Below are 19,118 nucleotides of genomic sequence, written 5' to 3'. Positions count from 1 at the left end.
AAGGCAGGGACGACAGCGTGGAAATGGTGTTAGACTTTTCGCTAGCAGTTTCGCATAAGTCCGGGCGGGTTCGTGGTGTGCGCAACTCGTCCGATACCGTTCCCTTCTGGCAGCGAGGTACCCATGAGCGATCCGAAAAGTGTCATCGATGAAAAACATTGCCGTTTACTCATCCTGGGCTCCGGCCCCGGTGGTTATACAGCTGCTATTTACGCTGCGCGCGCCAATCTGAACCCCATACTGGTACAAGGCATGGAGCCCGGCGGCCAACTGATGACGACCACGGACGTGGATAACTGGCCCGGTGCGGCAGACGGTATCATGGGCCCGGAACTCATGCAGGAACTGGAAAAACAGGCACGCCGCTTTGATACCGAGGTTCTATTTGACCACATTCATACCGCTGACCTGAGTCAACGACCCTTTCGCCTCAGCGGAGACCAGCATTGTTATACCTGTGACGCACTGATTCTCGCTACCGGCGCTTCTGCCAAGTACCTGGGCTTGCCCAGTGAAGACCAGTTTCGGGGCAAGGGTGTCTCCGCCTGTGCGACCTGCGATGGGTTTTTCTATCGCGGGCAGGCGGTCGCCGTAGTCGGTGGCGGCAATACTGCGGTAGAAGAAGCCCTCTATCTCAGCAATATCGCCAAGCATGTAACGGTCATCCACCGCCGTAACCGGTTCCGCGCCGAAAAAATCCTGCAGGACAAGCTCATGGGCAAGGAAAACGTCACCATTATCTGGGATCACTCTGTGGACGAGGTGCTGGGTGACAACTCCGGGGTCACCGGCTTGCGGATTAAGCATGTAGAAAACGGTAGCACCCAGGACCTGACGCTGACGGGGGTGTTCATTGCCATCGGCCACCAACCCAATACCAGCCTTTTCAAGGGACAACTGAAAATGGACGAAGCGGGCTATTTGGTTACTCGCGGCGGGCGCGATGGCATGGCAACAGCCACCAGCATTGCCGGTGTGTTTGCGGCGGGCGACGTGCAGGACTATGTCTATCGCCAAGCGGTAACCAGCGCGGGTAGCGGTTGCATGGCGGCGCTGGACGCAGAGCGTTGGCTGGAGCAGCAAGAGGACTAAGCACATGGGGCGGCGGCCACATGAGCCGGAGAAGCAAGAGCCGGTGACCGATGCAGAAGAAGCAGATTGCTTTCTGCGGGCGGTGGCTGATGTCCGGCCCCTGCCAGCGCCGCCGCCTCCCCCACGTCCTGTACCACCACCGCCCTTGCCGCAGCAGCGGCATCGGGATGATCTGGCCGTTCTCGAAGTACTGGACCACGGTCTGAGCGGCGATGAAGTCTTGGAATCCGGAGACGAATGGCTTTATTTGCGGTCCGGCTTATCTCCGGCGCTGCTGCGGGACTTGCGCCGGGGACGGTTCCGGATTCAGGAGCGGCTCGATCTGCATGGCTGTACCGTAGAAGAGGCGCGCACTGAACTCGCGGCATTTTTGCGGGAAGCGCGGCAATGGCGCTGGACGTGCATCTGCGTCATCCATGGCAAAGGACTGGGATCCCCTGGTCGTGTTCCCGTCCTGAAAAGACTGGTGGGCGGCTGGCTGATGCGTCACCAGGAGGTGCTGGCCTTTGCTCAGGCTCGCCCTGAAGAAGGGGGCAGCGGTGCATTGCGTGTTCTGCTGGGCTGGTCGCGTCGAAGATAAGCACCAAGCCACGAAGCACGCTCAGTTCTGCGCCACGTGTTGTAGGGCGGCTGTGGCTAATCATCCCGGCCGCTCCCAGCGCTCCCGAACAGGCACGGCACCTTCCGCACTCGCCAGAGAGGCCAGGATTGGGCAGTTTGCAACAGAACCGTGACCGGGACAGCACTCAGCCTGCTGCGCAAGGGCTGTGCGCATCCGTTGCAAGTCGGCGATTTTGAAATCAATTTCGGCAAGCTTTTGCGCGGTAAGGGCTTTGACCTCACCCATATCATTCTCGACACGGCTACCGATATCCAGCAACTCCTTCACCTCTGCCAGAGAAAAGCCGAGATTCTGGGCACGCCGGATAAAACGCAGACGGGATTCCGCCTCAACATCGTACAGGCGATAGTTGGACCGGGTCCGCTGCACCGGCTGGATGAGTCCAATCCGCTCGTAATAGCGCAAAGTCTCTGCGGCGAGCCCGGCTTCACGCGCCAAACGACCAATAGTCACTGGGGGTTGCATATATATGTCCATCCGCTTAAATGACGCTTTTAAGCATATACTGTACGCTTAAGTATAGTGTCCATTGTAAAGCACCTAGTCAACACCAGTGTCCAACCGCCGTACATCAGCCATTTCCTGACCGAAAAGACCCTCCACACAGCTCGTGGCAAAGACTCCGGCGGGGAGAAAAAAACTCAGGACAAGGGTCTGCGCATCCTGCCAGTCGCTGGTCAGGGTCTCGGGACGCGCGCGCAGGGGCCGCCGGGCGGCATCCAGACCTTGTTCCGCAAGGCGTTGTGCCCAGCGCAGCCCATCGTCTCCCGCACCAGCGATGATGGGCCCGGCACTCAGGGCTGAGTTCTCTAGCGCAATGGCGGCGGCAGTCGGTGCCAACCCACCGCGACCCGGTAAAGGGCCGGTGGGATGCAGGTCCCAGTCGGTGGCGCGCGCCTGCAAATCAGACAGATCGTCGTCTGCCGCCAAGAAAATGCTGTGCGAGCCCACCAGTTGCACGATCTCGCCCGGCAAAATCTGCGCCCAGTTCGCTTGCCGCACCCGTTCAGCGAGGACCAGGTTGAACAGAGCAGAGCGGGCGGCGGACCAGAGCAGGCCACGCCGATGGCGGTCTATCCGCATCGGCTGCCCAGATAGCAGTCGCGCGGCTTCCTGCAGATTACGATGCCCGAAACGCTGAGCACCGAAATAGTTGGGGAACCCCTCCTTCATGAGACTTTGCAGGCGAGCGTCCCAGAGACTGCGCGCTCCCGTGGTAGCACGCAAAACGAGCCGGAAGTGATTACCACGCAATACGCCTCGACGCAATTTACGGTCATGGCGGCTGATCTGCTGAAAATGCAGGCTGCCATCTTCCAGGCTAGCCCAGTCCGGATCGGGCCCCGGCATGGCCGGCACCGTAAAACTCTGCCGGGTAATGGCATGGCGATCCTTGAGACCGGCAAAGCCCACATCGCGCACCGCCACCCCCGCACAGTGCGCCAGGCGGTTGGCCACATCCTGGGTATTGAGGCCGCATTTCTCCACCACCAGCCAGTGATGGGCGCCTGAACCAGATGCGGTAAAGGGCAGCAGTTCCGTGACCTGAAAGTCTTCCGGAGTCTGTCGCAATTCGGCGCCGAGCAGGCCGCCCTCTGCGGGATAGATGCGCGGCGGACTTTCAGGCATGTTGAATCAGAACGACGGCATGGGCGGCAATGCCTTCACCCCGACCGGTGTAGCCCAATTGCTCGGTGGTGGTCGCTTTGATGTTGATCGCATCAAGCTCCACGGCGAGGTCGGCAGCAATATAGGCGCACATCTGCGGGATGTGAGCTGCCAATCTGGGACGCTGACAGACAATGGTCGCGTCCACATTACCCACCGAAAAACCTTGCCCCTGAACCAACTGGTGACAATGCCGGAGCAGGAGCCGGGAATCCGCGCCCGCGAAACGGACGTCGGTGTCTGGAAAATGGCGACCGATGTCGCCCAGGGCAGCCGCCCCCAACAGGGCATCGCAGATGGCGTGAAGGAGCACATCGGCATCGGAGTGGCCGGCCAGGCCGAATTTGTAGGGGACCGTCACGCCACCGAGAACAAGGGGTCTACCCGTCACCAACGCATGCACGTCAAAGCCATGACCGATACGCAGTTGCATGGGGGTTATCCTTCTTCATCACGAGCCGCAAGAACGGCGGCAGCCAGCACGAGATCATCCCGCAGGGTGACTTTGATATTGTCACCATGTCCATGAATCAAACGGGGGCGCCAACCCCGCCATTCCATCGCCGAAGCCTCATCGGTAATCTGCAGATTCTGTTCGCACGCCGCTTCCAGGGCAGCCAGCAGGGCGCCGAGGGGAAAGGCCTGGGGTGTGAGAGCACGCCACAACCCTTCACGATCTACGGTACCCACGGAGTGAGCATTCTCAGCGCGCTTCAGTGTATCGGCAAGCGGTACGGCGAGAAGCGCACCTTGGGGCGAATCCGCCAGGCTGTCGAGCAGGAGTAACAGGTCTTCGCGACGCAGACAGGGCCGGGCGGCGTCATGCACCAGCACCCAGTCGGACACCGCTGCCCCCTGCCGCAGCAGCGCCTCCAGACCGAGGCGCACCGAATCCGCACGCCGAGCACCGCCGACGACAGGGGACAGGAACGGTTCCTGCGTGGGTCCCAGCAACTCCCGCCAGCCTCCGGTCGCAATATCCTCGCCCGGCAGAACCAACTGAATGCCCGCAACACGCGGCTCCCGAAAAAAAACCGCCAGGGTATGGGCAATGACGGGACGGCCGCGCAGCAGCACGTACTGCTTGGCCTGCGCCGCCCCAAACCGCTGTCCCCGCCCTCCCGCCGGGATCACCACCCAGACGCGCTCCATATAACCCTCCCCCGAACATTATGGACCAAAACTGCAAACCCGAAGTATCCGCAGTCTTTAGGGGGGGTGCAAGAAAGCGACGCCGCTTTTTTGCAGTTTCCACAGCGCCCCTTTACACTATAGCCCTTCAGAGTCCCCACATAAGATCAGATATTCTTGGATCGAAGTCTTTTTCTCGGCACCCCGCCGCGCGCCGGGGCGGCACGCGCATTTAGTCAACTCTACGGTGCCGCGGATAGCTGGCTGGCGGCGCAGATGGCACGCCAGTGGCAGCGTCCGCTGCTGATTTTGCTGCCGAACGCCCGCGACGTGGAGGAATGGCAGCGCGAATGGCGCTTTTTCGCACCAGACTTGCCAGCGCCGCTGATTTTCCCGGACCGCGAAATTCTGCCCTATGATCGCCTGGCGCCGCCGGCCGACGCCACAGCCACCCGGCTGGCCACCCTTGCCGCTCTGCCGGACTGGCGTGGCGTTTGCCTCGCTCCCCTGTCCGCCGTCCTGCAACGCCTGCCACCGCGTAGTTTTCTCGACCAGCACGCTTTTGTCCTCGCCGTGGGTGACCACCTGAATCCAGAAGGTTTTCGTCAACGCCTGATCGATGCTGGCTATCGCAATGTCAGCGAGGTCTCGGAAGCTGGCGAATTGGCCTGGCGCGGCGGAATCATCGATCTCTTTCCCAGTGGCAGCGCCCTACCCTACCGCATTGAACTCTTCGATACCGTGGTAGAAAGCATCCGTGCCTTCGATCCGGAAACCCAGCGTACCCAGCAAAAAGTCGAGCGGGTCTCTCTGCTCCCGGCGCGGGAGGTGCCGGTGGACACTGCCGCACTGCAGGAATTTCGCAGCCAGTTCCGCGCCCGCTTCAGCGGTGATCCACAGCGTGCCGAGATTTATCGGACAGCCAACCGTGGACAGGTACCCCAAGGGGCTGAGCATTATCTCCCGTTATTTTTCCCCCAGAGCAGCCATCTGCTCATGCACTTCGCCAAAGATGGTATCGTCTTTCTACCCCCCGGCCTGGAGACATCCGCCCGGCACATTCGCCAGGACTGGCATGAGCGGCATGAGGAGCGGGCCCACGACACGTCTTATCCCATACTATCCCCCGACGAACTCCTCTTAACCCCCGGTGAATGGGAAGAGATCCTGCGCGGTCGTGCGCTGGTGCATGGTCAAACGGAAGGCGACGGAGAGCGTCTACTGACAGCCCCCCTACCTGATCTGCACGGCACACCGGAAGCGCCATTGGCCGCGCTCGACGTTTTTCTGCGCCACCTGCCCACAGAGGGCCGGGGCATTCTCGCGGCAGAATCGCCAGGCCGTCAGGAGGCACTCTCAGAACGCCTCGGCAAAACGGGGCTGCTTCCTGCCCGTGTCCATGACTGGCCGGAGTTCCTGGGGGGCACAGAACGGATCGCCATCACCGTGGCGCCCCTGGAACGCGGCCTGCTCATCAAGGAAAATGGCCTGGTCAGACTGGCGTTGATCTCCGAAGCGCAGATTTTCGGCGACCGCGTCTTTGCCCAACGGCGCAGCGCCCATACCCGACAGCGTAGCATCGAGGGTCTGGTCCGGGACCTCGGCGATTTACAGTCGAATGACCCCGTCACCCACGAAGAATACGGCATCGGCCGTTTTCAGGGCCTGGCCACGCCCTTTGCGGCGCAGGGCGACATCAACGAATACGTGGTCCTGGAGTACGCTAACGGCGATCTCGTCTACGTCCCGGCGGATCATCTGGATCGTATCACCCGTTACGTGGGTAACGGTGCAACGGAGCCGGTGCTCTCCCGTCTGGGCAGCAATCACTGGGAAAAGGCAAAAGCCAAGGCACGACAGAAGGCGATTGATGCCGCCACCGAACTGCTGGATATCTATGCCCGGCGCGCGGCGCGCGCCGGGCGGGCTTTTCCCGCCCCGGACGACGCCTACTGGGAGTTCGTGTCCCGTTTTCCCTTTGAGGAAACTCCGGATCAGCAGCAGGCCATCGACGCCGTCATTAGCGACATGACCAGTCCCCACCCCATGGATCGCCTGGTCTGCGGCGATGTGGGCTTCGGCAAAACGGAGGTGGCACTCCGCGCGGCTTTCCTGGCGGCGCACGGCGGTACACAGGTGGCTGTGCTGGTACCCACCACCCTCCTCGCCCAGCAGCATTACAAAAATTTTCAGGATCGCTGTGCCGGACTGCCCCTGCGCGTGGAAGTGCTCTCCCGTTTCCAGGGCGCCAAAGCGCACAAGCAGGTGCTCGCCGCCGTGGCCGCCGGGGAGGTGAATATCCTCATCGGCACCCATCGTTTGCTGCAAAAGGATGTCACCTTCCACGATCTGGGTCTGCTGATTCTCGACGAGGAGCACCGCTTCGGCGTACGTCAAAAGGAACGAATCAAGGCCCTGCGCGCCGAGGTGGATATTCTCACCCTGACCGCCACGCCGATTCCCCGCACCCTTAATCTCTCCCTCGCCGGTCTGCGCGACTTATCCATCATCGCCACCCCACCCCAGCGTCGCCAGCCAGTGCGCACCTTTGTCCAGGTCTGGGATGACGCCACAGTGGTTGAGGCCTGCCAACGCGAAATGCATCGCGGTGGTCAGGTGTACTTCTTGCACAATGAAGTGCGCGACATCGAGCGCATGGCCACCACCCTGCGCCGCCTGCTGCCCGACGCCCGTCTGCGCGTCGCCCATGGCCAGATGCTCGAAAGCGAACTGGAAGCGGTGATGCTGGATTTTTATCACCAACGCTTCGACATACTCCTCAGCACCACCATTATCGAATCCGGCATCGACAATCCGCACGCCAACACCATCCTCATCAATCGTGCCGATAAATTCGGGCTCGCCCAGCTCCATCAATTGCGTGGCCGCGTGGGGCGCTCGCATCAGCGCGCCTACGCTTATTTGTTCACCCCGGACCCACGCGCCATGAGCAACGATGCCCGGCGCCGTCTGGACGCCATCCAGTCTCTGGAGGACCTTGGTGTCGGCTTCGCACTGGCGAGCCACGATCTGGAAATCCGCGGGGCTGGTGAGCTGCTCGGTGAAGAGCAGAGTGGGCATATGGATGAGATCGGCTTCACCCTCTTCATGGAATGGCTGAACGATGCGGTAGAGGCCATCCGTGCCGGACGCGATCCCCACAGTCTCGAAGATCGACGCGCCAACGGTCCGGAAATCCATCTCAACACCCCGGCGCTCATCCCCGACGATTACCTGCCGGATGTACACCTGCGCCTGCAATTCTATAAACGCCTCAGCGATGTGCGCAGTGATGCCGCGATCGGAGAAATCATGGTGGAGATGATTGACCGCTTCGGACCCATTCCTGCGCCCACCCGCACCTTGCTCTGTCAGACCCAGTTACGGCTGCTGGCCACCCAAATCGGCATCGAACAGATCGACGCCGGCCCCGCCGGTGCTCGTCTGCAATTCGCCGCCGAAAATCAGGTGGCTCCTGAAAAAATCATCCAGCTCATCCAGCAGCCCCACAGCATCTACCAACTGGACGGCGAGCACCGCCTGCGCATTCGCCGCGACCTGCCCGATGGCGAAGCGCGCTGTCAGGAATTATTGCAACTCATCGACCAACTAAGGATTTAGCCATGAGCAGTACGCGCCTCGCCATTCTCAGTCCCGCCCCACGCGGCCCCATGAGCCTGCCGGCCAGCATGGGCCAACTGGTGGCGGATGTGGAAAGCCACCAGGAAGTTTGGGGCTGCTGGCTGCAAAGCTGGGATTTGCCGGTCACCGTCGGCGAAATCGCCCCCTTCCTCGACGAACTCGCGCGCCAGGCCCTGCATCAGGAGCGAGAAGTGATCTGGGCTCCTATGAGCAGCGCCAGCAGTGCTGTACGTCTGGTGCTGCATGGTGCGGCACAACCCGAGGCACTGCGCCGGGCACTGACCACCCTGCATCTGCAAAGCTTTATGCCGGGTCGCGTGCTCCATTGCCAGGGAGACGATCTGGCCATCGTCCTGCACGGTCCCAGCGGTCCCTTGGGCGCCAGCAACCACCGTCTCATCGAAGCCCTGGAAGGTGTCTTTCTGGATGTTGCCGTGACGCCGCTCTGGGCTAAGGGCCATTTCCGATTATTGCTGGCCGATATGGACTCGACCTTGATCGACATTGAATGCATTGATGAAATGGCCGACCATCTTGGTCTCAGGCGCCAGGTCTCCGCCATCACCGAACGCTCCATGGCAGGCGAACTGGATTTTCAAACCTCCCTGCGCGAGCGGGTGCGCCTGCTGGCCGGGACACCCGCGAGCACCATCGACACCATCATCCATGAGCGCTTGCGGCTCAGCCCCGGCGCCCGTGAACTGGTGGCAGCGGCCAAGGCCCAAGGCGTGGAGGTCGGTGTCGTATCCGGCGGCTTCACCCAGTTTACCCGCCACCTGCAAGAAACGCTGGACCTCGACTACGCCTTCGCCAATACTCTGGAGATCATCGACGGGCAAATCACCGGCCAAGTGCTCGGAGACATCATCGATGCCACCGCCAAGGCCGACCTCCTCGACCTGCTGGCCCTCAATCTGGGCACCGATGCCAGTCATTGCATCGCTATTGGTGATGGTGCCAATGACCTGCCCATGATCCGCAAGGCTGGAGTTGGCATTGCCTATCACGCTAAAACAGTCGTCCGCGCTCAGGCGGATTTTCAAATTCGCTATGGGGGTCTCGACACAGCATCTACCTATCTCGGCTGGGGCAACATCTGAGATCCGCACTCTGATAGCCGCCGTTTGATACTTGATTTTGTTTTAGACTACGTCTACCATCAGTCCTATGCAGCATCCACAGGAGACTTAAGATGAAACTGACCAGTATAGAAGGCCAAAGCGTCCCCCAGACCGTATTCCGCACCCGCGCCAACCATCAGTGGCGCGACGTCAGCAGCACCGAGCTTTTCAAGGACAAGACCGTGATCGTGTTCTCACTGCCCGGCGCCTATACCCCGACCTGTTCCTCTAGCCATCTGCCGCGCTACAACGAGCTCGCACCCACTTTTCGCGCCAACGGTGTTGATGACATCCTCTGCATATCGGTAAATGACGCCTTCGTCATGGACGCCTGGGCCAAAGAACTTGCCGTCGAAAACATCCATTTGATTCCCGATGGCAATGCAGAATTTACCAACGGCATGGGTATGCTGGTGGACAAAAGCGACCTGGGCTTTGGCAAACGTTCCTGGCGCTACTCCATGCTGGTGAAAAATGGCGTGATCGAAAAAATGTTTATCGAGCCCGACAAGCCTGGTGACCCCTTTGAGGTTTCCGACGCAGACACCATGCTTCACTACATCAATCCTGAAGCACGCGACCCCGAATTCGTCACCGTCTTCACCCGCGAAGGCTGCCCGCACTGTGCCCGCGCCAAGGCATTGTTAAAGGCACACGATATGACATTTGAAGAAATCAAAACGGGTATGGGAACCGGCGTCAGTTCGCGGACTATTCGTGCTGTGAGCGGACACTCCACCGTACCTCAGGTCTTTATCGGCGGCAAACACATCGGCGGTGCCGACGATCTGGAGAAATATTTCAGCTGTCTTCCCCACTGAAACACATGTCACGGAGAGGACGGCCCACCCTCACCAACACCCAGCAAAAGCGAGATGCCATGACACAATCCTATGATCTCATTGTTATCGGTGGGGGCAGCGGCGGCATCGCCATGGCCAACCGTGCCGCCCGCTACGGAGCGCGCACCGCCCTGATAGCCGCCGGCCCCCTGGGCGGCACCTGCGTGAATGTGGGTTGTGTTCCCAAAAAAATCTTCTGGAACGCCGCACACCTTGCCGAACAGGTGAAAATGGCGAAAGAGTACGGCTTTGATGCCTTGCAACCCCAATTTCACTGGGAATCCCTGAAGCGGCAGCGCGACGCATATATTGAACACCTGCACGACCGTTACGCCCAAGGTTTGGACGGTAACGGCGTCACCCTCATCCGCAATCATGCCCGCTTCTCCGGCACCCATCAAATCACTGCCGGCGATGAAGTCCTGAATGCGACACATATTTTGATCGCCACCGGTGGCCAGCCGGTCTGGCCCGACATTCCAGGTGCGGAACTGGGCATCACCTCGGACGGTTTCTTCGCGCTGGAAACGATGCCTCGCTCTGTAGCCATAGTGGGTGCGGGTTACATCGCGGTGGAGCTCGCCGGGGTACTTCATGCCCTCGGCAGTGACGTTTCTCTGGTCATGCGCCGCAACCATTTCCTGAACGATTTCGAACCGATGCTCCGTGAAAATCTCATGGACGCCATGCTCCATCAGGGTATCAGCCTCCTTGCCCAACGCCAGGTCCGAGAAGTGGAAAAACGTGCTGATGGCCTGTGCCTGCACTTCCAGGATGGGGACTGTCTTGGTGGGTTGGAAACCATCATCTGGGCCATCGGTCGTCGCCCCAACAGCACCGATCTCGGCTTGGAGCAGGCAAATATTACCACCGACCCCCAGGGATTCATCACCGTAGATGCGTTCCAGAATACTGAAACGTCGGGTATCTACGCGGTTGGCGATGTGACCAGCGGCCCGGCACTCACGCCCGTAGCCATCGCCGCCGGGCGCCGTCTCGCCGACCGCCTCTTCAATGCTCAGACAGAGCGCCGTCTCGACGTCCATCTGGTCCCCACCGTTATCTTCAGTCATCCGCCCATCGCGACGGTCGGGCTCAGTGCGGCAGCCGCCCAGGCGCAATATGGTGAAGAAGCGGTAAAGGTATATCAAACGACCTTCACCCCGTTGGTTCGCGCCTTTTCTGCGGAACCGGAAAGAACCGCGATGCAACTGGTTACCGTAGGTCGGGAGGAAAAAATCGTCGGGCTGCACGCCATTGGCGACAGCGTGGATGAAATGCTTCAGGGCTTTGCGGTGGCTCTACGTATGGGGGCCACCAAGCGCGATTTTGATGACACCATCGCCATCCATCCCACCGGCGCCGAAGAATTCGTCACCATGCGCTGATGACCACCGCGTGCAGCCATCGGGGATTACTTTTTGCCATGTAACCGTTTGAGGGCTTCCGGCCCCACCCCAGTGCCACAACTGCACAGGGGACAAATCGCGAGCAGCGGCACGACCTGTTCCAACACCTTGCGCACCCGTTCCATCCCCTCGTGCATGACCGCGTCGATGGCCTCCATGGTAATAGGCTCTGCCGACTTGCCCGCCGCCGAATTAACCACCAGCGACAAAGGCGCGTAGCACAGTCCGATTTCCCGTGCCAGTACCGCCTCCGGAGCGCCCGTCATCCCCACGACATCCCCGCCATCCCGCTCAATGCGGCGGATTTCCGCCGTGGTCTCCAAACGCGGTCCCTGAGTAGCCGCATAGGTACCACCGCCAACCACGGCGATGCCGGCAGTTCCTGCGGCTTGAAGCAGACGCTCACGCACTCTCGGGCAATAAGGCTCGGAAAAATCGATATGCACCACCATGCTCTCCCCTCCTTCAAAGAAGGTACTGGGGCGCCCACTGGTATAATCAATCAGCTGATCAGGCAGACAAATAACGCCTGACCGCATAGCTGCAGAGATTCCGCCCACCGCCGCCACCGCAATAACATGGGTCACCCCCACATGGTGGAGTGCCCAGATATTGGCGCGATAATTGACCCGATGCGGAGGAATGGTATGGCCGTAACCATGGCGGGCGATGAAAACAACCTCCTGCCCGCCCAGTTGACCGAATGTCAGGGGGCCGGAAGCCTCCCCAAAAGGAGTACGGATGACCCGGCGGTTGTTAATCTGCAGATTCTTGAGACGGGTCAGGCCACTGCCACCGATAATGCCGACCACACCCATCAATTGTCCTCCAGCAACACAAAAATGCCCGGCGCATTACGCCCCAAGCCACGCGCGTCCAGTCCGTAACCAAAAACAAAATGATCCGGCACTTCCAGTCCGACATAATCCACCTGCACTTCTACCGTGCGCGGACGCTTTTTTCGCACCATTACCGCCGTATGAATGGCCGCGGCACCTTCCGCCACGCAGTATTCCTGCAAAGCCTGCAGGGTAATCCCCTCATCCAGGATATCATCCACCAGTAACACTACCGCGCCCGCCAGGCTTTCTTTGGGCCGTGTGCGCCACTGCAAACTACCACCACTGGTTTCCGCGCCGTAGCGGCTCACTTGTACGCAGTCGAGCACCAGGGGGAAATGCAGGTGAGGCATCAGTTGACCAACCACCACCACGGCACCCGTCAGCACACAAAGCAACACCACCGGACGTCGCGGCGTCAGATGTTCCAGGTCCTTATTAATGGCAACGGCCATCCGCTGGATGGCCGCCTCCACCTCTTCCGCACTAAACAGATGCTCAGCGGGCCCTAAGTGGGTAGGTGTCATAATGGCATTAGTAGGTAAAGGTGACCACGTTGTCGTCCATGGCCTGCTCAATGACATAAGCACCACCGACGACATCCTGGATTTCGGGAATCAGGTCTTCCTTGGTGCAATCCCACAATTCAAGGGTTGGGGTGCAGACAAAGAACTTTACGCCCGCCTCGTGGGCATCCTTGATAAAGTCGTAGACACTCTTGGGGCTGCCCGGCATAACGAACATTTTTTCTGCAACGCCCTTCTTGGCCAGCTCGCCCGCGCGGGCGGTCAGCACAACTTCCACCTCAAAATCCATCGCCGCAGCCACCGTCGCCTGAAAGAAAGGCGCGCCCAACTCCTGGGGGTTGGAAGGATCGGTGTTCACCATAACCATCAACAATTTATCAGCCATGCGTATCTCCTAAAAAAATCGGCCCGTCCATCATAGCCGCCGCAGACCGACGCCGCGCCATGAAATGATTGATTACGCCATAAAAAGTCGCAGGGCCTTGGCAAGAATTCTTAGCTATCCGTTTCAAGTGTCTCCATACGGCGCGCCCGGCTGGCTCGGGTCAGGATATCCCGCTCCTCCGCCAATGCCCGCTTGGCCACCTGAATGGCTTCTAGCAGATCCTGGCGTTTGGACTCAACCAGGTCACCACCGGCATCCATCAGGCGTGCGGTTTTCTCCTGGATTTCATCGATGAGCACGCCGACACGCACTTCGGCCAGCGACTCCAGATTACGCAAGCGATCCCGTCCCTTATCCATAGCGCGACGCAGTTCCTGACGCGTCTCTGCGCCGCTGGCCGGAGCCAGCAACAGGGCACCGACCGCACCGACCAGCACTCCGATAACAAAGCCTTCCGCATTCTTCATTGTGGTCTCCTCGCTGTTTCCAGCTAATGTTTCCGGGAAAAGTAACGCCATCCCGTGCGCAACGCACGGTACCATAAGCCCAGTTCGTGAAGCGGCTGAACCAGGGTATCCGTCGTGTCCATAATCTCCTGACTCAGATACTTGAGCGTGGAATCCACTCGTTTCATCTGTGCACGCCCGGTCTGGGTAATATGTTTAATGTCCGCCAAGGCTACCTTAATATCAAACATCAGCGGTCCGACGTCCTGCTCAACTCTGGCCAACAGCCTTTCCAGACGCAAGTGGGTCCGTATCAGCACAGCCGCCGTCACCGCGATGATCAACAGAATAATGATCATGACAATGGCAATGATGGTTACCCCTGTGCCGACGCTCATCTTTTCCCCCAGAGCTTCCGCATACCGGAAGCAAATCCCTTAACGCAGTGAAGAGCAAAACTTCGGCCATCACGCTTTGCCCACCCGCCATCTCGCCCTATTATAGGCTGCATCTGCAGCCTGGGTAAAACCGCAGGTGCCGATGTGATACGCACAGGGTTCACTGGAATGACAATACCTGCCCCATCACCGCCAGTCCGGCGATACCCAGCAACCCCAAAGCCACTCTGCTCCAAATCTGTCGCGCACCGGTCAGTACATACTGTGGATGCCGGTGATGATACGTTCGCCAAACCACCCAGAGCAGACCCAACCATAAGCCGGACAGCAACCACGCCCCCAACACATCACTCGGCCAATGCACCCCCAGGATCAGACGACTCCAGGAGATAGCCGCGACCAATGCCGCGAGCAATGCCACCATCGCCAGACGCAGACCGCGATGCCGCAGCATGGCAAGGAGGTACAGGGCCAGAAGGCCATAGACCACCAGACTGAGACTCACGTGTCCGCTGGGAAATGCGGGTGACAGCATTTTTATCGCGGTCGGAGGCCGGGCCCGCGCCGTAGTCATCTTTACCAATTGGACGAGCATGGCGAATACCGCCGTACCTGACACCAGCAGAATGCCATCGAAGAAACGCCATGCAGCGAAGCAGGCAGCCGCCATCAGCGCCACCAGCCAAGGCAGAAAATCCGGCCCACCGAGCCGGGCCACCCCGGTCCAGAACGGCTGCCAGGCAGGGTCCCGGAACTGCAGAATCTCCGCCTCCCAACGGGCATCCTGCAGCGCCATCCGATGCAAGAACACACCCGCCAGAAAATCACCCACGTAAAGCCAGAGCAACGCTGCCACCCCCAGACCGAGCAGCAATAAAGCCAACAACTCCCAGCGTTGTGGTCCACGCAAACTTCAAAACCCCATATGAAAGCGTCGCCACAACAACAATACGGCGATCAATACCGCGACGATGCTCAGCACCAACACCGCCGCCGCGCCATAATCCTTGGCGCGCGCCACCAGAGGGTGATATTCCGGGTTTACCAGGTCAGCGATGGATTCTACGGCGCTGTTGAGCAACTCTGCCGCCAGCACTGTACCCATAAGCAAAATACCAACCCCCCACCAGATGAGCGATGCCTGGATCCAGTACAAAAGGATCACACCCATCACAACTGCCAACAACTCTGTCCGAAAACTAGCCTCCTCACGGGCCGCGACCCACAGCCCATGCCCCGCAAAAAGGGCACGCCGCCAAAGCGCGCTGTTTTTTTTCACCAGCCCCCCCGTTCGCGCAGTGACAAGGGTTCGCCATCGCCGACAATAAAGTGATCCAGCAAACGCAGGTCAACCAGTTGCATGGCCTGATCCAAACGCCGCGTCAGGGAAAGATCCGCCGCACTGGGTTCCGCCACGCCGGAGGGATGATTATGCGCAACGATGAGCGCCGCGGCATTCAACTCCAGGGCACGCTTCAGCACTTCGCGAATGTGCACGGTAGCGCCGTCGATGGTCCCCAGGAACATCTCCTCAAAACGCAACACCCGATGGCGATTATCCAAAAAAATCACGGCAAAAACCTCACGACAGCGGTCGCGCAAAGTGGCAGACAGATACTGTCGCACCCGCTGCGGCGAATCAAGACCATCTCCTCGCTGCCATTCCTCGGCGAGATGACGCCTGCCCATTTCCAGCACCGCCTGCAAGAGCGCATATTTGGCGTCTCCGAGCCCTTTATGCGCACAAAAATCATGATGAGACGCAGTGAGCAATGCCCGCAGACTGCCAAAGTTTTGCAACAAGTCCCTGGCCAAATCCACCGCACTTTTACCCACCACGCCCACTCGCAGAAAAATCGCCAGCAACTCCGCATCCGACAGTGTCGCCGCCCCTTTTTGCAACAATCTTTCCCGCGGACGCTCATCCGCCGGCCAATCAGTGATGGCCATACGCTCCCTCCTTCCCTTACCTCAGGAATGTGATATCCATTGACGCCGCCTTGTGGCACCCTCCCATATCGACTAACATTTCGAGAGTGAAGGATTCCTGAACCGGCATGGCTACGATACGTAAACGGAAGGATCGCTGGCAAGCGATGGTGCACTGAAGAGGAATGATGGACACAAAACTCTTGCTCACCGGTACCAACGGCTTCGTCGGCCAGCATGTGCGGGCGGCGCTGCCCTGCATGCCATTGCCCGACGGGCTGGATCTGCGCGACCGCGCGGCCCTGACTGCCGCAGTGGCTGCCATCCAGCCGGACACCGTCCTGCACCTGGCGGCCCAGAGTTTCGTGCCGGCCGCCTTCGAGAATCCCCGCGAGACCTTCGACATCAATTTTTATGGCACCTTGAATCTGCTGGAAGCCCTACAGGCTGCGAAGTTCACAGGGCGGATGCTCTTTGTCGGCTCGGGCGACGCCTATGGACAAGTGGAGGAGCGAAATCTACCGGTGCGCGAAGATCACCCCCTGCGTCCTCGCAATCCCTATGCCGTGAGCAAAGTGGCCGCCGAGGCGTTGTGCTACCAGTGGAGCCAGACGGCGGGCTTCGAGATCCTCATGGTACGACCCTTCAATCATATTGGACCCAGCCAGAGCCCGCGCTTCGCCATTGCCGACTTTGCCCGGCAGGTGACGGAAATCCGCCTGGGCCACCGTGCGCCAGTCCTGCAGGTGGGCGATATCGACGTCACCCGAGACTTCACCGACGTACGCGACGTGGTACGCGCCTATAGCCTGCTGCTGGAGCAGGGCCGGAATGGCGGGATCTATAACGTCTGCTCGGGGCGGGAATACAGTATCCGCGACCTGTTGCAGCGACTGATCACCCTTGCCGGTGTCGAGGCCACGATTGAACAGGACCCGGCGCGCCTGCGCCGGGCCGAACAGCGCCGGATGGTCGCCAGTTTTGAGGCGTTGCATCGGGACACCGGCTGGCAACCAGCGATATCCGTGGAAAAAAGTCTTCAGGATTTACTCAACGATTGGAAGGAACAACTGCAATGACAAAACACGCCCTCATCACCGGCATCACCGGCCAAGACGGTGCCTACCTGGCTCAACTGCTCCTGGAAAAAAACTATCACGTTTACGGCCTCATCGCCCGCCGCGGGACAGATACCACGGGCCGCTTGCACGAACTGGGCATCGCCGGTCAGGTGCATTTGCTGGATGGCGATCTGATCGATCCGTCTTCCATGATCCGCGCCCTGGAAAAGTCGAAAGCCGAAGAAGTGTATAATCTGGGCGCTCAAAGCTTTGTGGCCACCTCCTGGGATCAGCCCATCCTCACGGCGGAAGTGACAGGGGTCTCCGTGGTGAAGATGCTCGAAGCCCTCCGCATCGTCAATCCCCAGGCTCGCTTCTATCAAGCATCCACCAGTGAAATGTTCGGCCAGATTCAGGAACCGCTCCAGACAGAACGCACGCCTTTTTATCCACGCAGTCCTTACGGCGTCGCCAAGCTCTATGGACATTGGATCACGGTCAATTACCGTGAGAGCTTCGGCATGCATGCCTCTAGTGGCATTCTCTTTAATCATGAGTCCCCCCTGCGTGGTACTGAGTTCGTGACGCGCAAAATCACCGTGGCCCTGGCGCGTATTCGCCATGACCTGCAGGACGTACTGGAACTCGGCAATCTCGACAGCAAACGTGATTGGGGTTTTGCCGGAGACTATGTGCGCGCCATGTGGGCGATGCTGCAACAGGAGCAGCCAGATGATTATGTGATCGCCACAGGTGAGACCTGGACGGTACGGCAGTTTGTCGAAAAAGCGGCTGCGCATGCCGGGTTTGATATAGAGTGGCGGGGTGAAGCCGAGCAGACACAAGGCGTCGATCGGAAAAGCGGAAAAATTATCGTCCGCGTCAATCCCGCTTTTTACCGACCTGCCGAGGTGGACGTGCTGATCGGCGATCCCGCCAAAGCCCATCAGAAACTAGGCTGGAAACGTGAGGTCAGCTTCGATGCACTGGTGCGGATGATGGCGGAGGCCGATTTGCGGCGGGCGGCAAAGTAATCGCCTTCAGCCTAACCGTTCAAACTGTGCAAGAACGCTTCCCACTGTGGCAGGATTCGCTCCGGCAGATAGCGGGCGCTTTGCTCCGCACCCTCCGCACGTAGGCGAGCTTGCAAGCTTTCAGCATCAGGGCTGTAGATAATCTGCCGCAAAACCTCGACCACACTGGCGGTATCGTAGGGGTCGAAGTAGCGGGCGGCATCGCCGTAGACTTCACGGTGCACTGGAATGTCGGAGGCGGCGACCACGCCACCGCAGCGCATGGCCTCCGCACCGGAAAAGTCGAAGCCCTCGCCGACGCTGGGACAGACCGTCACCACCGCCTGCCGGTAGAGCAGGCGCAGGGCATCGGCGGGAACACCGTGGAGCAGAAAGAGGCTGCCCTGCTCGATCCACGGCAAGAAGCCCTCCAGAGCGGTCTGGTAATCCCAGCCGATATGGCCGACCAACACCAGCTTGAGATCGGGGTCCGCGGCGCTGCGCAGAGCCTCCCAAGCTTCCACCAGACGGGCATGGTTTTTACGCGGTTCGATGGTGGAGACCATGAGTACGAAGCGACTGTCCGGCCCAAAGGCGCGGGCATAAAAAGCCGTTTTTTCCTCCTCGTTGCCGAACGCGCGGGACAGACGATAGACTTTGGTTTTGCCCCTCATCGCCCCACGCACTTTTCCCTCATATTCCCCGTGTAAATGACGGCGCATGATGTCCGGTATCCGTTCCGGCTCCGGTTCCGCCGGATAATAATGGGTGGGCAGCATGTTGTGGATGGTGTGGGCCAGGGGCTCCGCCTCGGGGAAGAGACTCAGCAGATCGCGGCGGGTGGCCTCCGATACGCAGACAAAATGCGCCCCGGAACGCACATTGGCGGCCATCGCCTGAAAATGGCTGGCCTGATGAAAGGCACGGTCGGAGATGGTGTGGGGCATCAACACCGGAATGGCGTCGTGATAATGCACCACCAGCGCCGTACCC

21 protein-coding genes are annotated in these 19,118 nt (G+C 59.8%); 8 read left to right on the top strand and 13 right to left on the bottom strand.

The annotated features are described in order from the left end of the window. Nucleotides 1-123 precede the first annotated feature (123 nt). Together trxB and HF921_RS03375 are read left to right on the top strand one after the other, a co-directional pair. On the top strand, nt 124-1,092 hold the full coding sequence (trxB, locus tag HF921_RS03380; RefSeq protein ID WP_064218101.1) for a thioredoxin-disulfide reductase: 969 nt from the start codon (nt 124-126) through the stop codon (nt 1,090-1,092). Nucleotides 1,093-1,096: 4 nt separating this feature from the next. After that, nucleotides 1,097-1,672, top strand: a complete 576-nt coding sequence (locus HF921_RS03375; protein ID WP_064218100.1) for a Smr/MutS family protein — start codon at nt 1,097-1,099, stop codon at nt 1,670-1,672. Nucleotides 1,673-1,732: 60 nt separating this feature from the next. Here HF921_RS03375 and HF921_RS03370 read toward each other — a convergent pair whose 3' ends face one another. The 4 genes from HF921_RS03370 to ispD form a co-directional block, all read right to left on the bottom strand. Beyond that, the gene (locus HF921_RS03370; RefSeq protein ID WP_064218099.1) at nt 1,733-2,179 is read right to left on the bottom strand and encodes a heavy metal-responsive transcriptional regulator; all 447 of its coding nucleotides are present in this window, start codon (nt 2,177-2,179) and stop codon (nt 1,733-1,735) included. Nucleotides 2,180-2,254: 75 nt separating this feature from the next. Next, a complete protein-coding gene (gene truD, locus HF921_RS03365; protein ID WP_215892397.1) occupies nt 2,255-3,343 on the bottom strand; it encodes a tRNA pseudouridine(13) synthase TruD in 1,089 nt (362 codons plus the stop codon). Beyond that, complete coding sequence (ispF, locus tag HF921_RS03360; protein WP_215892396.1) at nt 3,336-3,815, bottom strand: 2-C-methyl-D-erythritol 2,4-cyclodiphosphate synthase; 480 nt, start codon at nt 3,813-3,815, stop codon at nt 3,336-3,338. The genes truD and ispF overlap by 8 nt, the downstream gene beginning before the upstream one ends. Before the next feature lie 5 nt (nt 3,816-3,820). Beyond that, nucleotides 3,821-4,534 (bottom strand): 2-C-methyl-D-erythritol 4-phosphate cytidylyltransferase, encoded by a 714-nt coding sequence (ispD, locus tag HF921_RS03355; RefSeq protein ID WP_215892395.1) that lies wholly within the window; start codon nt 4,532-4,534, stop codon nt 3,821-3,823. Between the two features lie 156 nt (nt 4,535-4,690). Here ispD and mfd point away from each other — a divergent pair, with 156 nt between their 5' ends. From mfd to gorA, 4 genes are all read left to right on the top strand, one after another. Next, nucleotides 4,691-8,134 carry a transcription-repair coupling factor gene (gene mfd / locus HF921_RS03350; protein ID WP_215893305.1) on the top strand — a complete coding sequence of 1,148 codons (3,444 nt, stop codon included), beginning with the start codon at nt 4,691-4,693 and terminating at the stop codon, nt 8,132-8,134. A gap of 2 nt (nt 8,135-8,136) precedes the next feature. Further along, complete coding sequence (gene serB / locus HF921_RS03345; protein WP_215892393.1) at nt 8,137-9,255, top strand: phosphoserine phosphatase SerB; 1,119 nt, start codon at nt 8,137-8,139, stop codon at nt 9,253-9,255. 92 nt (nt 9,256-9,347) lie between these two features. Further along, nucleotides 9,348-10,097 (top strand): glutathione peroxidase, encoded by a 750-nt coding sequence (locus HF921_RS03340; protein WP_215893304.1) that lies wholly within the window; start codon nt 9,348-9,350, stop codon nt 10,095-10,097. Nucleotides 10,098-10,156: 59 nt separating this feature from the next. After that, the gene (gorA, locus tag HF921_RS03335; RefSeq protein ID WP_215893303.1) at nt 10,157-11,506 is read left to right on the top strand and encodes a glutathione-disulfide reductase; all 1,350 of its coding nucleotides are present in this window, start codon (nt 10,157-10,159) and stop codon (nt 11,504-11,506) included. Between the two features lie 26 nt (nt 11,507-11,532). Here the strand turns inward: gorA and HF921_RS03330 are convergent, their stop codons facing one another. The 8 genes from HF921_RS03330 to radC form a co-directional block, all read right to left on the bottom strand. Continuing rightward, the gene (locus HF921_RS03330; protein ID WP_215892826.1) at nt 11,533-12,345 is read right to left on the bottom strand and encodes an S-methyl-5'-thioinosine phosphorylase; all 813 of its coding nucleotides are present in this window, start codon (nt 12,343-12,345) and stop codon (nt 11,533-11,535) included. Next, entirely contained in the window at nt 12,345-12,893 is a 549-nt protein-coding gene (locus HF921_RS03325; protein WP_064219108.1) for a hypoxanthine-guanine phosphoribosyltransferase, read from the bottom strand. Before HF921_RS03325 ends, HF921_RS03330 begins: the two co-directional genes overlap by 1 nt. 7 nt (nt 12,894-12,900) lie before the next feature. Then, nucleotides 12,901-13,278 (bottom strand): DsrE/DsrF/DrsH-like family protein, encoded by a 378-nt coding sequence (locus HF921_RS03320; protein ID WP_064219107.1) that lies wholly within the window; start codon nt 13,276-13,278, stop codon nt 12,901-12,903. A gap of 110 nt (nt 13,279-13,388) precedes the next feature. Then, complete coding sequence (locus HF921_RS03315) at nt 13,389-13,745, bottom strand: YtxH domain-containing protein (protein ID WP_215861826.1); 357 nt, start codon at nt 13,743-13,745, stop codon at nt 13,389-13,391. A 23-nt stretch (nt 13,746-13,768) separates the two neighbouring features. Next, nucleotides 13,769-14,122, bottom strand: coding sequence for a hypothetical protein (locus HF921_RS03310; RefSeq protein ID WP_064219105.1), 354 nt, complete (start codon nt 14,120-14,122; stop codon nt 13,769-13,771). Between the two features lie 160 nt (nt 14,123-14,282). After that, nucleotides 14,283-15,032 (bottom strand): phosphatase PAP2 family protein, encoded by a 750-nt coding sequence (locus tag HF921_RS03305; protein WP_215893302.1) that lies wholly within the window; start codon nt 15,030-15,032, stop codon nt 14,283-14,285. A 3-nt stretch (nt 15,033-15,035) separates the two neighbouring features. Beyond that, nucleotides 15,036-15,401: a diacylglycerol kinase gene (locus HF921_RS03300; protein ID WP_064219103.1), complete on the bottom strand. Its 366-nt coding sequence runs from the start codon at nt 15,399-15,401 to the stop codon at nt 15,036-15,038. Continuing rightward, entirely contained in the window at nt 15,398-16,072 is a 675-nt protein-coding gene (gene radC, locus HF921_RS03295) for a RadC family protein (RefSeq protein WP_215893301.1), read from the bottom strand. Before radC ends, HF921_RS03300 begins: the two co-directional genes overlap by 4 nt. Nucleotides 16,073-16,236: 164 nt before the next feature. On the opposite strand from radC, the gene HF921_RS03290 reads away from it, so the two are divergent. Together HF921_RS03290 and gmd are read left to right on the top strand one after the other, a co-directional pair. Then, a complete protein-coding gene (locus HF921_RS03290; protein ID WP_226834311.1) occupies nt 16,237-17,130 on the top strand; it encodes a GDP-mannose 4,6-dehydratase in 894 nt (297 codons plus the stop codon). Then, the gene (gene gmd, locus HF921_RS03285; RefSeq protein WP_215893300.1) at nt 17,127-18,146 is read left to right on the top strand and encodes a GDP-mannose 4,6-dehydratase; all 1,020 of its coding nucleotides are present in this window, start codon (nt 17,127-17,129) and stop codon (nt 18,144-18,146) included. Before HF921_RS03290 ends, gmd begins: the two co-directional genes overlap by 4 nt. A gap of 11 nt (nt 18,147-18,157) precedes the next feature. On the opposite strand, the gene HF921_RS03280 is transcribed toward gmd, so the two are convergent. Then, the coding region (locus tag HF921_RS03280; RefSeq protein ID WP_215893299.1) for a glycosyltransferase family 4 protein at nt 18,158-19,118 on the bottom strand (961 nt) is incomplete at its 5' end.

This window comes from Acidithiobacillus ferriphilus (assembly GCF_018854775.1).
Classification (GTDB): domain Bacteria; phylum Pseudomonadota; class Gammaproteobacteria; order Acidithiobacillales; family Acidithiobacillaceae; genus Acidithiobacillus; species Acidithiobacillus ferriphilus.
Note: the sequence above shows the minus strand (reverse complement) of the source record. Positions and strands in the feature narration are given on the sequence as shown.

Bases quoted from the DNA above. Each gene is read 5' to 3' on its own strand.
- trxB (WP_064218101.1), top strand. From the start codon at position 124: ATGAGCGATCCGAAAAGTGTCATCGATGAAAAACATTGCCGTTTACTC.
- gorA (WP_215893303.1), top strand. From the start codon at position 10,157: ATGACACAATCCTATGATCTCATTGTTATCGGTGGGGGCAGCGGCGGC.
- radC (WP_215893301.1), bottom strand. From the start codon at position 16,072: ATGGCCATCACTGATTGGCCGGCGGATGAGCGTCCGCGGGAAAGATTG.
- gmd (WP_215893300.1), top strand. From the start codon at position 17,127: ATGACAAAACACGCCCTCATCACCGGCATCACCGGCCAAGACGGTGCC.
- HF921_RS03375 (WP_064218100.1), top strand. From the start codon at position 1,097: ATGGGGCGGCGGCCACATGAGCCGGAGAAGCAAGAGCCGGTGACCGAT.
- serB (WP_215892393.1), top strand. From the start codon at position 8,137: ATGAGCAGTACGCGCCTCGCCATTCTCAGTCCCGCCCCACGCGGCCCC.
- HF921_RS03290 (WP_226834311.1), top strand. From the start codon at position 16,237: ATGATGGACACAAAACTCTTGCTCACCGGTACCAACGGCTTCGTCGGC.
- ispF (WP_215892396.1), bottom strand. From the start codon at position 3,815: ATGCAACTGCGTATCGGTCATGGCTTTGACGTGCATGCGTTGGTGACG.
- HF921_RS03325 (WP_064219108.1), bottom strand. From the start codon at position 12,893: ATGACACCTACCCACTTAGGGCCCGCTGAGCATCTGTTTAGTGCGGAA.
- HF921_RS03340 (WP_215893304.1), top strand. From the start codon at position 9,348: ATGAAACTGACCAGTATAGAAGGCCAAAGCGTCCCCCAGACCGTATTC.
- HF921_RS03370 (WP_064218099.1), bottom strand. From the start codon at position 2,179: ATGCAACCCCCAGTGACTATTGGTCGTTTGGCGCGTGAAGCCGGGCTC.
- HF921_RS03320 (WP_064219107.1), bottom strand. From the start codon at position 13,278: ATGGCTGATAAATTGTTGATGGTTATGGTGAACACCGATCCTTCCAAC.
- truD (WP_215892397.1), bottom strand. From the start codon at position 3,343: ATGCCTGAAAGTCCGCCGCGCATCTATCCCGCAGAGGGCGGCCTGCTC.
- ispD (WP_215892395.1), bottom strand. From the start codon at position 4,534: ATGGAGCGCGTCTGGGTGGTGATCCCGGCGGGAGGGCGGGGACAGCGG.
- HF921_RS03315 (WP_215861826.1), bottom strand. From the start codon at position 13,745: ATGAAGAATGCGGAAGGCTTTGTTATCGGAGTGCTGGTCGGTGCGGTC.
- HF921_RS03310 (WP_064219105.1), bottom strand. From the start codon at position 14,122: ATGAGCGTCGGCACAGGGGTAACCATCATTGCCATTGTCATGATCATT.
- HF921_RS03330 (WP_215892826.1), bottom strand. From the start codon at position 12,345: ATGGGTGTGGTCGGCATTATCGGTGGCAGTGGCCTGACCCGTCTCAAG.